14 protein-coding genes are annotated in these 14,253 nt (G+C 65.5%); 9 read left to right on the plus strand and 5 right to left on the minus strand.

Going from position 1 to position 14,253, the window contains the following annotated elements:
* Positions 1 to 26 precede the first annotated feature (26 nt).
* The 3 genes from ACAM54_RS29385 to ACAM54_RS29395 are packed head-to-tail and all read right to left on the minus strand — an operon-like array spanning position 27 to position 2,314.
* The gene (locus ACAM54_RS29385) at positions 27 to 806 is read right to left on the minus strand and encodes an SDR family NAD(P)-dependent oxidoreductase (protein ID WP_369651403.1); all 780 of its coding nucleotides are present in this window, start codon (positions 804 to 806) and stop codon (positions 27 to 29) included.
* Between the two features lie 10 nt (positions 807 to 816).
* On the minus strand, positions 817 to 1,953 hold the full coding sequence (locus ACAM54_RS29390) for a thiolase family protein (RefSeq protein ID WP_192326271.1): 1,137 nt from the start codon (positions 1,951 to 1,953) through the stop codon (positions 817 to 819).
* Position 1,954: 1 nt separating this feature from the next.
* The gene (locus ACAM54_RS29395) at positions 1,955 to 2,314 is read right to left on the minus strand and encodes a Zn-ribbon domain-containing OB-fold protein (RefSeq protein ID WP_369651402.1); all 360 of its coding nucleotides are present in this window, start codon (positions 2,312 to 2,314) and stop codon (positions 1,955 to 1,957) included.
* A gap of 187 nt (positions 2,315 to 2,501) precedes the next feature.
* Between ACAM54_RS29395 and ACAM54_RS29400 the strand changes: the two genes are divergently transcribed.
* Together ACAM54_RS29400 and ACAM54_RS29405 are read left to right on the plus strand one after the other, a co-directional pair.
* Positions 2,502 to 3,647, plus strand: a complete 1,146-nt coding sequence (locus ACAM54_RS29400; protein WP_369651401.1) for a PrpF domain-containing protein — start codon at positions 2,502 to 2,504, stop codon at positions 3,645 to 3,647.
* A gap of 26 nt (positions 3,648 to 3,673) precedes the next feature.
* Entirely contained in the window at positions 3,674 to 4,453 is a 780-nt protein-coding gene (locus ACAM54_RS29405) for an SDR family oxidoreductase (RefSeq protein WP_369651400.1), read from the plus strand.
* A 55-nt stretch (positions 4,454 to 4,508) separates the two neighbouring features.
* On the opposite strand, the gene ACAM54_RS29410 is transcribed toward ACAM54_RS29405, so the two are convergent.
* Entirely contained in the window at positions 4,509 to 5,303 is a 795-nt protein-coding gene (locus ACAM54_RS29410) for a helix-turn-helix domain-containing protein (protein ID WP_145746502.1), read from the minus strand.
* Between the two features lie 331 nt (positions 5,304 to 5,634).
* Here ACAM54_RS29410 and ACAM54_RS29415 point away from each other — a divergent pair, with 331 nt between their 5' ends.
* From ACAM54_RS29415 to ACAM54_RS29440, 6 genes are all read left to right on the plus strand, one after another.
* Positions 5,635 to 5,943, plus strand: coding sequence for a hypothetical protein (locus ACAM54_RS29415; protein ID WP_369651399.1), 309 nt, complete (start codon positions 5,635 to 5,637; stop codon positions 5,941 to 5,943).
* Positions 5,940 to 7,958: an FUSC family protein gene (locus ACAM54_RS29420; RefSeq protein WP_369651398.1), complete on the plus strand. Its 2,019-nt coding sequence runs from the start codon at positions 5,940 to 5,942 to the stop codon at positions 7,956 to 7,958. Before ACAM54_RS29415 ends, ACAM54_RS29420 begins: the two co-directional genes overlap by 4 nt.
* A complete protein-coding gene (locus tag ACAM54_RS29425) occupies positions 7,955 to 8,167 on the plus strand; it encodes a DUF1656 domain-containing protein (protein ID WP_369651397.1) in 213 nt (70 codons plus the stop codon). The genes ACAM54_RS29420 and ACAM54_RS29425 overlap by 4 nt, the downstream gene beginning before the upstream one ends.
* A 20-nt stretch (positions 8,168 to 8,187) precedes the next feature.
* Positions 8,188 to 9,150, plus strand: coding sequence for a biotin/lipoyl-binding protein (locus ACAM54_RS29430; protein ID WP_369651396.1), 963 nt, complete (start codon positions 8,188 to 8,190; stop codon positions 9,148 to 9,150).
* On the plus strand, positions 9,147 to 10,607 hold the full coding sequence (locus ACAM54_RS29435; RefSeq protein WP_369651395.1) for an efflux transporter outer membrane subunit: 1,461 nt from the start codon (positions 9,147 to 9,149) through the stop codon (positions 10,605 to 10,607). The genes ACAM54_RS29430 and ACAM54_RS29435 overlap by 4 nt, the downstream gene beginning before the upstream one ends.
* A 66-nt stretch (positions 10,608 to 10,673) precedes the next feature.
* Entirely contained in the window at positions 10,674 to 11,579 is a 906-nt protein-coding gene (locus ACAM54_RS29440; RefSeq protein WP_192326253.1) for a LysR family transcriptional regulator, read from the plus strand.
* A 515-nt stretch (positions 11,580 to 12,094) separates the two neighbouring features.
* Here ACAM54_RS29440 and ACAM54_RS29445 read toward each other — a convergent pair.
* Positions 12,095 to 13,009 carry a LysR family transcriptional regulator gene (locus tag ACAM54_RS29445; protein WP_369651394.1) on the minus strand — a complete coding sequence of 305 codons (915 nt, stop codon included), beginning with the start codon at positions 13,007 to 13,009 and terminating at the stop codon, positions 12,095 to 12,097.
* Between the two features lie 97 nt (positions 13,010 to 13,106).
* Here ACAM54_RS29445 and ACAM54_RS29450 point away from each other — a divergent pair, with 97 nt between their 5' ends.
* Positions 13,107 to 14,222 (plus strand): alpha/beta fold hydrolase, encoded by a 1,116-nt coding sequence (locus tag ACAM54_RS29450; RefSeq protein ID WP_369651393.1) that lies wholly within the window; start codon positions 13,107 to 13,109, stop codon positions 14,220 to 14,222.
* Positions 14,223 to 14,253: the final 31 nt, after the last annotated feature.

Here is a 14,253-nt window from a genome sequence, read left to right on the forward strand (position 1 = left end):
GTTCTTGTTGGGTTCGCATCGGTTCATTACACCGACGGACTGCTGAGACTGCGTCCGCCGCAAACGTACAGCAGCTGCCCCGTGACGTAGCTGGAGCCTGGCTCCGCGAAGAATCGAACGGCGCGACCGATGTCTTCCGGCTGGCCGATGCGCTCCATCGGCACGGTCTTGTGAAGACCCTGCCTGACCTCCTCGGTGAGCGTTTCAAACAGCGGGGTCTCGACGATGCCCGGCGCAATGGCATTCACCGTGATGCCCTTGCGCGCATATTCCAGTGCCAGTGAGCGGGTCAGGCTCACCACGGCGCCTTTGGAAGCGGAATAGGCCGCCTGGCCGCGATTGCCCAGCCAGGCACGGGAACCGATATTGATGATGCGTCCGAACCGGTTCTCCGCCATCTGGGTCAAGACCGCCTTGGAGCAAATGAATTGCGAATGGAGGTTGACCTCGATCACGCGGCTCCAGAACGCCAGATCCATCTTGGAAACAAGCTTGTCTCCACCGATGCCGGCGTTGTTGACCAGGATGTCGATGCGTGCATGGGAGGCCAGCAGCTGGGCCACCGTCGACTCCACTTGCTCCACGGAGCTCACGTCAACCTTGAAGGTCTTCACGTCGACCCCTTCACTCGCAAGGCTACGCTGGGCGGTTTGCAGGGCTTCGTCGTCGAAGTCCCACAGCGCGATGCGGCAGCCGGCCTGCGCCAGTTCGCGGGCGATGCCAAGGCCGATGCCCTTCGCCCCTCCGGTCACGACGGCGACGAGGCCTTGCAACGAGGCAGGCGCGGTTGGATTTGTCTGGTTCATGTCGACCCGATCAGAGCGAAAGAATATGGATGGCGCAGGCGGCGTGATCCACGCCCCAGATACCGCCGCCAGTCACCTGCGTGAGGCCGATGCGCGCCCCCTGCACTTGCCGTGCTCCCGCGCGGCCTTGCAACTGCTCGCAGACTTCCACGATCTGTGCGACACCGGTTGCGCCGGGCGGATGTCCCTTTGCCAGAAGGCCGCCACTCGGATTGACAGGCACCCGCCCGCCCAGGGCGGTCGCACCGCTGTGCAGCAACGCAGCCGCATCGCCGCGATCGCAAAGCCCCAGCGCCTCGTAGTAGAGCAATTCGGAGATAGTGAAGGCGTCGTGCACTTCGAGCAGACTGAGATCCTGCGGTCCCACACCGGCCTGCTCATAGGCCAGCCTGGCGGCACGCGCCGTGATCTCGGCTTCCGTCATATCGACCGGGGTGGTTTCGAACAAGCCGGACTGCACCACGGACGCCAGGACCTGAACCGGCTTTGCGACGCCTCGGGTAGGCTTGGTGCTGAGCACGAGGGCCGCTGCACCGTCGACCACGGCGGGACAGCACTGCAGCAGCGTGAGCGGCTCGGCCACGGGACGGGACGCAAGAATCTCCTCGCGGGTCGCCAGCTTTGCAAACTTGGCGATGGGATTGAGAACACCGTGCTTTCGGTTCTTCACGGAGATATCCGCGAGCGTCTCGAGCTTGAGCCCGTGGTCGTGCACGTATCGCCGAGCGCGCATGGCGTACAAGGCGGGCATGATCATCCCCCGCCTGTTGTTCCAGTCTTGCTGGCTCAGCTGCAGCGGCCCGCCCCCCAGACCGCTCAGATGGTCCATTCCGAACACCAGGACGGTGTCGTACTGACCGACCTTGAGCGCCTGCAATGCAAGATTCAATGCGGTCGCGCCGCTGGAGCAGGCGTTGTCCACGTTGTAGACGGCGCCCCCGTGCGCATGCAGTTCACGCAGTGCACGCTGCCCCGGCAGCATGGCCCCGAGCGCGTTGCCGCAGTAGAACGCCTGGACTTCGGAAAGTCGCGTGCCGGCATCTTCCAGGGCGCCAAGAATGGCCGACTGGACCATGGCCTCTTCGGTGAGCTCCGGAAAGCGGCCGAAGTCGGTGATTCCCACGCCGGTGATCATTGGTTGCTTCATTTCATTGCTCCTGGAAGGCGTAGTCGGGTGTGCCGTCCGGCAGCGCGAAGGGCACCACGCGCACGCGGCTTTCGATCGCCGGCGGACTTCCATCGAACAAGAGCCGACCGAAGGCGCGGACGCCCGAATCGAAGTCGACCATCGCCAGTGCGTAGGCGGGCTTGTCCTTGCCGGGATGGACTACCGTGAAGCTGTAGAGGGACCCGGTCGGGCCGAGCTCGATCTCCTCGATCGGCTGGTCGTGGTGAATGAATTCGATCGGCGGAAACTGGGGGGGCTGCCCACCCGCCTGTGTGGCCACAAGCACCATGCCGCCGGGGGTGTCACGGATGTGGGAATCCGTGCGTTTGATGATCTTCAAAGGTGTCTCCTGTTCCGGTGGCGATGGCCACGGCAACAGGAAGTGTGGGGACCCAGGGCCGCCCCGTCATTGGATTTGTGCTGCGCATTCTTTAGCCTTCCTAAAGCGTGCAAAGCGTGTAGTTCTGCTAAAGCCAGAGCAGCCGAACTGCAAGGACGCGCGCCCTGCGCACGCGCATACTGAACGAATGAAAGAACAAATCAGCGTTCCGGTCACCTTGATGCGCGGCGGCACAAGCAAGGCTGTTTTTCTCGCGCAGCGTGACGTGCCGTCCGATCCACAAGCGCTGCAGCGATTCCTTCTGGCTCTGTTCGGCAGCCCGGACGTGCGCCAGATCGACGGGCTTGGAGGCGCCGACATCCTCACCAGCAAATGCGCAATCATCGGACCGCCCTCGCGACCTGACGCAGACATCGACTACACCTTTGTGCAGATCGGCATCGATCAGCCGAGCGTGAGCTTCGAGATCGTCTGCGGCAACATTTCATCGGCCACCGGGGTCTACGCGCTGCAGGAGCGCCTCATCCCCGTGCAGGAGCCCGCCACCACCGTGCGAGTGCACAACACCAACACCGGCAAGATTCTGCGCATGGTGGTGCAATGTGCCCACGGCGAGCCGCGCGTGGAAGGCGACACCGAAGTGGATGGGGTGCCCGCCAAGGGCGCCGAGGTCGCGTTGGATTACTCCGGCACCAGCGGTGCCACCACGGGCAGGTTGCTGCCCACCGGGCAGGCACGTGATTCGGTCTACGTCTCCAAACTCGGCCGCGAGATACCCGTCTCGATCGTCGATGTGGGAACGGCGTGTGTCTTCATCCGCGCCGCGGATCTGGGCGTTACCGGCACGGAGCTTCCCGGTCAGCTCGGCTCCGATATCTACGAAATGGCCGAGGAAGTCAGGCGGTGGGCCGCCGATCGTTGCAGCCTGCCAGCGTCAGGAACCCTCACGCCCTACCAGATCCTCATCAGCGAAGCGCAGGACTACCGAACCATCGGCGGCGATCGAATCGTCAAGTCGTCGGAGGTCGACTTTGTTGCGCGCATGGTTCTCAATGGCGGCGCGATGCACAAGGCCTTTCCAGGCGGGGGCTCGGTCTGCCTTTCCGTGGCAGCACAGATCGCAGGGACGATTCCGGCTGAGGCGCGAGGCAGTCATGCCGGCCCGACGCGCATCCGCATCGGCCATCCGAGTGGTGTGATCGGAATTTTTGCGAGCGTGGCTCGCACTGCCGACGACGAGTGGACGGTCCGAGAAGTGCACTTCACTCGAACCGCTCGGCGGCTGTTTGACGGAATCGCCTACGTGAGGCGAGCCCTCCTCGAGGTTGGTTGATCTCACCGAACTGCCGAGACATTGCAATGATGACGCAAGATCTTTTTTCTCTGCGAGGCCGCACGGCTCTCGTCACGGGTGGCTCACGAGGTATTGGTCGCATGATCGCCGAGGGATTCCTGGCGCAAGGTGCACGCGTCTACATCAGCGCGCGCAAAGCCGCGGCATGCGATCTGACGGCTTCGGAACTGTCGAAGAACGGCCATTGCGTCTCGCTGCCCTACGACGTCTCCACGGTCACCGGCTGCCAGGCCCTGGCCGCTGCCTTCGCGCAGCATGAAACCAGCCTGGACATCCTGGTCAACAACGCCGGCGCTGCCTGGGGAGAAGACTTCGATGCTTTCCCCGAAAGCGGCTGGGACAAGGTGGTCGATCTCAACATGAAGACACCCTTCTTCCTGACGAAGGCGCTGTCCGAGCCGCTGCGCGCCGCGGCCAAGGAGCGTGTGGGGAAGATCATCAACATTGCCTCCACGGATGGCATCGCGCTCAACCCTCAGGAGAATTACTCCTACGTCGCCAGCAAGGCGGGCTTGATCCACCTGACCCGTCGGATGGCGCTGCGCCTGGCGCAGGACAACATCGCGGTCAGCGCCATTGCACCTGGTGCGTTTCCATCCGAGATGAACCGCAACGCGCGCGACCGCGGCGACGAACTGTCCGAACACATACCCGCCAGACGCATCGGCACTTCAGAGGACATCGCAGGCGCGGCGATCTTCCTGGCGTCGCGTGCGGGTGACTACGTGATGGGCGCTACCCTGGTGGTGGACGGTGGTGTGACCCACGCCCGGGCCTACAGGTGAGTGTGTCCATGGGATGGCCGCTGGTGTCCGCGACGCGCTGACCGGAAATCACGTGTCATCCACCGACCCGAAAGCGGTCGTTGATGTAGGTAGCGGGTGGCTTTCCAAAAGCCTTCTTGAACATCGTATTGAAGGCAGAGGGCGATTCATAGCCCAGCTCATAGGCGACTTGCTGGACGGTCGCGCCACCGGACAGCTCGCGAAGCGCCACGATCATTTGCAGCTGGCGCCGCCAGCGGCCAAAGCTCAGGCCCGTCAACGAGGTGCACAGTCGATTCAACGTTCGATCGCTCATGCCCAGCTCGCTTGCCCAGTTCGTCTGGGTCCTGCGATCGGAGGGATCGCGCATCATCGCCGTTGAGATCTTTCTAAGCCTTGCATCCTCGGGCATCGGCAGGAACATTTCTTCCGTGGGCATCGCGCAAAGCTGGTCGAGCAGCACCTGCGCCAGTCGATCGGTTGGCCCGCCGGCTTCATACAAAGGCGGCAATCCTGCGAGGTACTGGATCATCTCGCTGAGCATCGGGCTGATGCGCAAGGTGCAGCAACGATCAGGCAAGGGGGCAGCGCCAGGTTCCACGAAGAGGTAGAAAATCAGCGCGTTCGCCGTTCCTCGGTTGCTGTGCGGCGTGCCGCCCGGAATCCACACGCCAGCCTGGGGCGGAACCATCCACAGGGCACCGGGCACCTCGCAGGAGACGGCACCGCGCAGTGCGATCACGAGCTGGCCGGACCGGTGCTCGTGCACAGGAATCTCTCGCTCGCGCGCTGCCACGTCCACACGCAGTGCCATCACGGGTACTGACGGTTCATAGTCCAGACCTGGTTCGCTGAATTCTGCACTTCGCATATTGAAAAGGTTGGTGTTGCTCCCGCCATCGCGGCTTGTTCCTGCATTGGAATCGGTGCTCGGCTCGAAACGGGTGAGATCGGCGTATGGGCCAAGCGGCCATTGTTCCAGTTGCTGAATCGAAGGCACACGGCCGCCACGCTGCAGCGCCTGTACCCCGGCCGTGGTGAAGGGCAAGGTCCGCCCACCCCAAGCCCAACCAGAACGGATCGCGTTGGTGCAGGCTCCTCATCGTTGCCAGGGCGCGCCCGCCTCAGCGATGACTGAAAAGAGAAGTCATTCGTCCAACTTTGCAATTCTCGGCTCGAGTGCCGGTCACTAGCATCGTTGCATGAAAATGATTCGCAACAAGAATGAAATGGTTTCGGCCCTGCCACTGCTCATTCTTCTCATCGGCCTGGTGCTCATTGGCGCGGCGAGCCGGTCATGCTGTACCGCAGAAGGCGCCCCGCCGGAATCGATCTCGCTGCGCTTCAGCACGCCGCTGTGTCCAACGATTCCGGCGCAGGAACTGGCACAGCTGGCTGGCCCCGCCCATCAATGGCTTCGCGCTTTTGCCAGCATCACCCTCGGCGGTTTGCGCTTGCGCTCGCGTGACCCATGGAAGCGTGCTCGCGCGATTTCTCGGGGTGCAGCATGATCGCGCTGCCGCGTTTCTCTCGGCAGGAGTTGCTCTTTTCTCTCAAGAGCTTCGTCGCCGCCATGCTTGCGCTTTACCTGTCGAGCCGCTTCGGGCTACCCCGGCCCTTCTGGGCCATGATGACCGCTTACATCGTGGCCCACCCTGTGGCCAGCCATGTGCGCTCCAAGGCGCTCTATCGCTTTCTGGGCACCTTGCTGGGGTGCGCAGCGACCGTGGTGCTCGTCCCTGCGCTGTCCGGGTCCCCGGAACTCATGTCGCTGGCCTTGGCGCTGTGGGTGGGACTGTGCCTATATCTTTCGCTGCTGGACCGAAGCGCGCGCTCTTACGTCTTCATGCTGGCTGGCTACTCAGCCGCTTTGATCGGCTTTCCTCTGGTAGAAGCGCCCGCGGCGATGTTCGACACGGCCGTCGCACGGGTCACTGAAATCGGGCTGGGCATCCTGTGTGCCAGCGTGGTCCACAGCATCGCGCTTCCTGCCGGTCTGGCCCCATCCCTGCTGGGCGTGATGGATCGCGCACTTGGCGATGCGCGGCAATGGCTCACCGACCTGTTGCGCGAGGCACCGGCCGAAGCCAAGAAGGCTCGAATTGCAGCGGACCGCCAGCGCTTGGCCCTGGACATCACACAACTGCGTCTGCTGTCCACGCATGTGCCCTTTGACACCACCCTGCGCTGGAGCGGGGGCGCCATCGGCGCCTTGCAAGACCGTCTGGCCGCCCTGACCCCGGAGCTCTCGGCGGTGGAGGATTGCCTGCAAGTGCTATGCACCGCCACAGGCGGTGTGCCGGATGACATCGGCTCGACCTTCGCGCAGCATTCGGGCTGGCTGGCCCCGAGCGCGACGAACGCGGGAGTGGACGAAGCGCGCGCCGCCTTTCGCGCCATCGCGGACGGTCCGGCCGCTTCGCCGTGGGTCCGCGCGCTGCGGATCGATCTGGCAACCCGCCTGGAGGACCTGGTCGCGCACTGGGATGCCTGCACCACGTTGCGCAACGATATCGACGCTGGTATTGCCGGGAACCCGGTGCCGTTGCAGCGCACCGCGGCCCTGGGTCGCAGGGTGCTTCACCTGGACAGAGGGCTCGCGCTGCGGTCGGCGATCACTGCGGTGTTGGGCACCTGCCTCTCGTGCGCACTCTGGATTGCGACGGGCTGGCCCTCGGGATCCGCCATGGCCATGGGCGCTGCAGTCTTTTGCAGCTTCTTCGCCACCATGGACGATCCAGTGCCTGCCATGCACAAGTTCATCACGGCGCTGTTGTGGTCGTTGCCCGTGTCGGCTTTCTATGTCCTGGGGGTCATGCCGCTGGCACATGACTTTGGCATGCTGGTGCTGTGCATCGCGCCTGTGTTCTTGGTGGTCGGGTGCTACATGGCACGACCGGCCAGTTCCTTGTCGGCCCTTGGCATGTTCTTCGGCGTCGCCGGAACGCTCGCCCTTCAAGATACGGCCACCGCCGATTGGGTGAGCTTCATCAGTTCCAACCTGGCCTTGTTCGTGGGTGCGGTGATCGCGTCCCGCGTCACCGCTCTCATGCGCAGCGTGGGGCGTGACTGGACGGCCAAGCGCATACGCCGTGCGACATGGCACGACCTCGCCGATCTGGCCGCCCCTCCGCAGGACGCATCCGCCCGAGACGCCTTTGCCTCACGCATGCTCGACAGGATCGCGCTGTTGGCGCCGCGCGTCGCTCCTGACGGTCCCGAAGCAGTCCAGATCGCAGCACACCGCGCGCTCCGCGAACTGCGCATGGGGGCAGACATCGCTGCGCTGCAGCGGCATCGCGAGCGCCTTCCGGGAGAACCGGTCAGCCGCCTCTTCAGGGAATTGGCGCTCGTCTTCCGCGCCCAGGTGGCAGGAGCGCCACCGCGTCATGCGTCGCTGCTGCCGCATATCGATCGGCTGTTGCTTGACGCCCTGATGACGGGCGCCGAGCGGCCTGCCGTCGCGGCACTTGTGGGCCTTCGACGCAACCTCTTTCCAACCGCTCCCGCCGCGCTCCAACCATGATCGAAGTCAACCTTCTTGGCGTGCAGTTGCCCTGGCTTTTGCTGCTGGCAGCCGGCGCGCTGCCGTGCTCCTGGGCAACGCGCCGCCTGCTGGCCATCGTCGGTGCCTACCGATGGATCTGGCACCCCGCCCTGTTTGACGTTGCGCTGTACGTCCTGGTGCTCTGCGCCTTGGCTTCTCTCACCGGCGCAACCACCGCCTCGTCTTGAAACCCGGCCCGCTTCAATCCATGAAATCTGACGCCCTCCCCTTGCCCATCTGGACTTCCCGTCTTGCCCGTTCCGTCGTTCGTCTGTTGGTCACCGTGCTGGTGGTGGCCGCAGCCGGCTGGGCAGGCTGGCGCTTATGGGACCACTATGAACTCGCCCCGTGGACACGCAACGGACGCGTGCGGGCCAATGTCGTGCAAGTCGCGCCTGACGTGTCCGGCATGGTCGCGAATGTGGCGGTGCACGACAACCAGTCCGTTGCCGCTGGCGCCTTGCTGTTCTCGGTGGACAAGGCCCGCTTCGAGCTGGCGCTGGAACAGGCCCGGGCCGCCGTCGCGACACAGCGCATCGCGATCGGCAACCAGCGCATCACACTCGCCCAGGCGCAGCGCGAGAGCCAGCGCAATTCCGACCTGGGCGACTTGATCTCGCTGGAAGCTCGCGAGCAGTCGCACCTGAAGGTAGACCAGGCCAAAGGCGCACTTCAAGCGGCCGAAGCGGCGTTGCGGCAGGCGCAGGTCGCGTTGAATACCTCGACGTTGAACCTGGAACGCACCCAGGTGCGCGCACCCACCGCTGGGCTCGTGACCAATCTCGACCTGCGCCAGGGCGCCTATGCGAGCGCCGGCCACCCGGTGATGGCGTTGGTTGACGCGGGTTCCATCTATGTCGAAGGCTACTTCGAGGAAAACAAGCTGGCTCGGATTCGTCGGGGCGACCGCGTACGAGTCACGCCCATGGGCGCCGCGGCGCTCGAGGGCACCGTCGAAAGCATCGCGGCCGGAATCGCAGACCGTGACCGCAGCACCAGCGCCAACCTGCTTCCCAGCGTCAATCCCACGTTCAACTGGGTGCGGCTTGCACAGCGCGTTCCCGTGCGCGTGAAACTCGATCAGTCGTCCTCAGGCGCGCGTTTGGTGGCAGGCCAGACGGTCACCGTTGAAATCCTCGAGACTGCCCGGACTTCGGAAAACCGCGGATGAACGCCATGTCCCGACTCCTGGCCGCCGCCACGGCGGCAAGCGCACTGCTCACCGGTTGTGCCCACCCAACCGTGGGACCGGACTACGTGCCCCCTGTCCCCCTGTCTTTCGCGCAGTCCGCCTCCGCGGGCACCTTCCGATCTGCCGGTGGCGATGCGGCGGACACGACTCTGCCGCCGCACTGGTGGAGGCTCTATGACGACCGGCAACTGGACGCGTTGGTCACCAAGGCGCTGGAACACAGCACCGACCTGCGGCAGGCCGTGGCCAACCTGGAACGCGACCAGGCGCTGGCGGCCGAGGTGCACGGAAATGAGAGGCCGACCCTGACAGCCAGCGGGGGGCCCGGCTTTGGGCACGCGTCGGGCTTGAGCCTGCTGCAGCGCGACGACGAGCCGCCCAGCCGCGGCACATACAGCGCGGGTGTCTCCTTGTCGTATCAACTGGACCTGTTCGGTCAACTGCGCCGCGCCATCGAAGCCGCCGAGGCCGGTACCGGCGCTGCCCAGGCGGCGTTGGATCTTGTGCGTGTGCGCGTGGCCGGCGGCGTGGCACATGCCTATGCACAAGCATGTTCAAGCGGCTATCGCTTGCGCGCCACGCAGGAGTCGGTTCGTCTGCAGGAGGAGGCGATCCGGCTCTCCGAGCGGCTCCAGCAAGCGGGCAAGGTGGGGGAAATCGACATTGCACGTGCGCAAGGCCAATTGGAACAACTGCGTGCCGCGCTGCCGCCGCTTCGGGCCCAGCGCCAAGGTGCGTTGTACCGGTTGGCAACACTGACCGGCGCAGCACCTCGCGACTTCCCTGCGGCAGTGGCCGCGTGCGAGCAGCCGCCGCGCCTCGCGGGGCTGCTTCCGGTCGGAGACGGCGCGGCCCTTTTGCGCCGGCGGCCCGACGTTCGCCAGGCCGAGCGCAGCCTGGCCGTCGCCACAGCCCGCATCGGCATAGCCACAGCCGACCTCTACCCCAAAGTGTCGCTGGGCCTCTCGGCCAGCTCGGCGGGCTTCTTGGCAAGATTTGGAAACCGGGAAACGCTCAGCTACAGCCTGGGCCCGCTGATCAACTGGACGCTACCCAACACCGGGGTCGCCCGCGCTCGCATCGCGCAGGCCGAGGCGGCCACCCGGGTTGCGGCTGCCCGCTTCGACGGGACCGTACTGACGGCACTGCGCGAGGTGGAAACGGCGCTCGATGTCTATGCCCACGAGCTGGAACGTCATGCTGCGCTCCTGGCCGCGCGGGATCAAAGTGCCATCGTCGCCCGGCAGGCGCGCACCCTCTATGTCAACGGCAAGAGCGGTCAGCTTGAAGCATTGGATGCAGAGCGCACCCTGGCAGCCAGTGACGCCGCTCTGGCAACATCCGCGGCCCTGTTGGCAGAGGATCAAGTCGCCGTATTCATGGCGCTGGGGGGTGGCTGGGAAGCCGATGAGCTGCTCGCGAATGCCATGCACTAGCGCACGCCTGAGCGTTTCTCGAGGGAAATATGAGGCGAGCGGGAATTCCACTGCGCAAGTGCGAACATGGACGGGCTTAATCTTTTGAAGACCTTTCTGGAGGTCGCCAACGTCGGCAGCTTCTCGCGCGCAGCGGGCAAGCTGGGAATCTCCAAGGCCAGCGCAAGCAAGCATGTCGCGACGCTTGAGGCGCGCTTCAACATACGGCTCATGAACCGCTCAACGCGGTCGGTGACATTGACCGATGCTGGAAGGCTGCTCCAGCTTCGCAGCGCGCCACTGATGGAGATGGTCGAGTCGACGCACAGCGAATTGCAGGCGCATGGCTCACGCCCAAGCGGGCGTCTGCGCGTCGCCGGGCTTCACGGGCTCGTGCAAACCGACTTCCCGGGCCTGCTGAGCGAATTCCTCACGCTCTACCCAGATGTCCACATCGACCTGCAGATTGGCAATCGCGTCATCGATCTCGTGGAGGAAGGCGTCGACATTGCCCTGAAGTTCGGGCGCATCGGGGACGAGAACCTGATCGTGCGTCGCCTCCAACGCGTGGAACTCACGCTCTGCGCCACGCCCGGTTATTGGGCCAGGCGCGGCATCCCTCAAATGCCCGACGACATGCGATGGCATGACGTGCTCACCTACTCGCTGTCAGCAGGTGCCCCCCATATTCCGTTCGAAGTCGGTGGGGAGCCATACAACCTCCCGATCTGCGGACGCATGGATGCAAACGACTCAGGCACGCTTGTCGCCGCGGCACTGGCCGGCATCGGCGCGGTGTGTGTGCCGGCATTGCTGGCTCGGCCGTACACAGAACGCGGCAGCCTGGTCCCAGTGCTCAAGGAATTCATGCCCAGTGACATCTGGCTCTACGCAGCGTACACGCAGCGCCGGCACAACAGCGCAGCCTTACGGGCACTACTGAAATTGCTTGAAGCGCGTATGGGAGGTGGCGCACTCGACCATCCAATCTAGAAGCTGAGGACTGAGACACATCCATACGAGCGCCCGTCGCGTATCGCTCAACCTTTCCGAAGCAACCATGCCGTGGAAGTACAACGCCACGGCACGCTCCGCAAGCTGCGGTGCCACCTGCGCATGCGTCTCAAGCCATCGACACCGTGTTGCGCAGAATACGCTGCAAGATCCTGCTGAACTCAGCAGGGAGTGAAATCTCTGACCACGAGACTCTATCAAGCGAAACCATTTTGGAGTCCACGGAGATATTGAGCATCGAATGTCTGGTCATGGGCGAATTGATGGCTGGCCGGCAGTGGCAGCCAACCTGGGCGTGGTGTTCGGCTCGGCGCTGGGAGGCGCTGGCTGTTCGCGGGGCTGCCCGTGGTGTTCGTGGCCTTGGCGATCCGGCTGCCCGGCAGGATGGGCCGCGCGTGCATCGACGCTGTGCCGGAGAAGGCCTGAGCCGGAGACGGGCTCGATCGTCACGGCGGCGGACATCTCGGGACCGAGCAGCCCACTTTCCGCTGGGTTCACGCGTCGGCCGCATCCGCGCCGCCGGGCATCTCGCACCGCATGGCCACCGCCACGAACGCATCGACCAGCGGCGTGCGCCTCGCGAAGGCCAGCGCGAGCTGGTAGCCCACCGGCGTTCCCCTGCCGGCGAGCGGGCGAAACGCCACACCTGCGCGCCCCGCGGCCGCCAGCGGCGGCGCGACCAGTGCCACGCCGGCGCCGCCGGCCACCAGCCCCGCGATGGTCTCCATCTGGATGGCTTCCTGCGCCACGCGCGGCAAGAACCCGGCGCTTCGGCAGGCCGTCACGATGCGCTCGTGCAGGCCCGGTCCCGCGCTTCTCGGAAAAAGGATCCACGGCTCCTGCGCCAGGTCCGACAATTCGACCGCGGCCTGCACGGCCAGCGGATGCCCATCGGGTAGCGCCGCGACCAGCGCCTCTTCGCGCAGCGGGACCAGTTCCAGATCGCCTGCCCCGGCACAAGGCAGCACGACCAGGCCGATGTCGGCCTGCCCGTCCTGCAGCGCCGCCAGCTGCTCGGCGGTGGTCGCCTCGCGCAGCACGAGATCGACCTCGCCATGCGCCTGCGAGAACGCGCGCAGGATCGCAGGCAGCACGCCGTGCGCCGCGCTCGCCACGAAACTGATGCGCAGCGAGCCGATCAGCCCGCCCGCTGCGCGCCGCGTCAGCTGCAGCGCGCGTTCCGCCTGGCGCAAGGTGCGCCGGGCTTCTTCGAGCAGCACCTGCCCCGAAGGCGTGAGCCGCTCGACGCGGTTGCTCCGCTCGAGAAGCACCGTTCCCAGTTCTTCCTCCATGTGGCGGATCGCCGCGGTCAGCGGCGGCTGCGCCATGTGCAGGCGCTCGGCCGCCTTGCGAAAGCTCAGTTCCTCCGCGACAGCGACGAACTGCCGCAATTGGCGCAGGTCAATCATGCGATACGTCCGGTGGATCACTCGTTCACGAAGATGGTATTGGAAATATCGCGCGGGTAGCGGGAACATGGCCACTGTTCATCGCAAGGAGAGCTGAATGCAGTTTCGCAACCCTGTTCTCGCAGCCGCCCAGCTGGCGGCGGCCGTGTTGCTCAGTGCCGCCACCGCGGCCGATGCCGCGGGCCCGGCACCGGCGCGCAATGACTTCCGTGTCGAAACCCTCGACGGGCAGACCCTTCGTGTGCGCGAAATCTTCACCGCAAAAAAGGAAGAGCGCTCGGGCGCACAGCCACTGGTCCTCATCCACGGCGCCCGAGTGCCAGGCATCGCATCCTTCGATCTCGACGTGCCCCACGGCTCGCTGGCCGCGGACCTGGCGTCGGCGCTGGGCACGGCCGTGTATGTCATGGATGCGCGAGGCTATGGCGGCTCCGGCCGGCCCGCCGCCATGGAGCGGCCGCCCGGCGAAAGCCGTCCGCTGTCGCGCGCGAACGAGGTGGTACGCGACATCGATGCCGTGGTGCGCGAGGTCTCGCGCCGCCATGCGAACGCGCAGGTGAACCTGCTCGGCTGGGCCACGGGCGGCATGTGGGCCGCCTATTACGCATCGCTCTGTCCCGAGCGGGTCGGGCGCCTGGTCACGCTCAATGCGCTGTACGGCGGTGCCTCCACGCATCCCACGCTCGGACCGGGCTCGCCCAACGCGGACCCGGCGCACCCCGAGCGCCTGCGGCCAGCCATGGGCGGCTATGCGCGGTACGACGCCGCCTCGCTGCTGCCTTCGTGGGACCGCTCGATTCCGTCGGACGACAAGGCCGCCTGGCGCGCCCCCGAGATCGCCAGGGCCTACGCCGACGCCGCATTGCGCAGCGATCCCCAGTCCGGCCGCCACACCCCGCCCGCCTTCCGCGCGCCGCTCGGCGCGATCGAGGACAGCTTCTACCAGGCCGGTGGGCGGCGCCTGTTCGACGCCTCCTTCATCACGGCGCCGGTGCTGGTGGTCCGCTCGGAGCGGGACTTCTGGAGCCGTCCGGAAGACGCCGAGGCCTTCGCGCGCGATGCCGTCCGCGCCGCGAGCGTGCGCATCGTCACGATCCCCGGAGCCACGCACTATGTGCATCTGGACCGGCCCGAGCGCGGCCGCGAGCGGTTGATCGGCGAGCTCGCGGGCTTTCTCCGCGGCGCGGGCGCCACGGCTTCGAGCGGAGGCTGATGTTTCGCGTTACCGTTCGCATTTCCGAATG

The sequence above is a fragment of the Variovorax sp. V93 genome, from assembly GCF_041154485.1.
In the GTDB taxonomy this organism is placed as follows: Bacteria; Pseudomonadota; Gammaproteobacteria; order Burkholderiales; family Burkholderiaceae_C; genus Variovorax; species Variovorax beijingensis_A.

Coding starts and splice junctions, on each gene's coding strand:
- ACAM54_RS29450 (WP_369651393.1), top strand. CDS start 13,107: ATGCAGTTTCGCAACCCTGTTCTCGCAGCCGCCCAGCTGGCGGCGGCC.
- ACAM54_RS29405 (WP_369651400.1), top strand. CDS start 3,674: ATGATGACGCAAGATCTTTTTTCTCTGCGAGGCCGCACGGCTCTCGTC.
- ACAM54_RS29390 (WP_192326271.1), bottom strand. CDS start 1,953: ATGAAGCAACCAATGATCACCGGCGTGGGAATCACCGACTTCGGCCGC.
- ACAM54_RS29415 (WP_369651399.1), top strand. CDS start 5,635: ATGAAAATGATTCGCAACAAGAATGAAATGGTTTCGGCCCTGCCACTG.
- ACAM54_RS29410 (WP_145746502.1), bottom strand. CDS start 5,303: ATGCGAAGTGCAGAATTCAGCGAACCAGGTCTGGACTATGAACCGTCA.
- ACAM54_RS29385 (WP_369651403.1), bottom strand. CDS start 806: ATGAACCAGACAAATCCAACCGCGCCTGCCTCGTTGCAAGGCCTCGTC.
- ACAM54_RS29420 (WP_369651398.1), top strand. CDS start 5,940: ATGATCGCGCTGCCGCGTTTCTCTCGGCAGGAGTTGCTCTTTTCTCTC.
- ACAM54_RS29400 (WP_369651401.1), top strand. CDS start 2,502: ATGAAAGAACAAATCAGCGTTCCGGTCACCTTGATGCGCGGCGGCACA.
- ACAM54_RS29430 (WP_369651396.1), top strand. CDS start 8,188: ATGAAATCTGACGCCCTCCCCTTGCCCATCTGGACTTCCCGTCTTGCC.
- ACAM54_RS29445 (WP_369651394.1), bottom strand. CDS start 13,009: ATGATTGACCTGCGCCAATTGCGGCAGTTCGTCGCTGTCGCGGAGGAA.
- ACAM54_RS29425 (WP_369651397.1), top strand. CDS start 7,955: ATGATCGAAGTCAACCTTCTTGGCGTGCAGTTGCCCTGGCTTTTGCTG.
- ACAM54_RS29440 (WP_192326253.1), top strand. CDS start 10,674: ATGGACGGGCTTAATCTTTTGAAGACCTTTCTGGAGGTCGCCAACGTC.
- ACAM54_RS29435 (WP_369651395.1), top strand. CDS start 9,147: ATGAACGCCATGTCCCGACTCCTGGCCGCCGCCACGGCGGCAAGCGCA.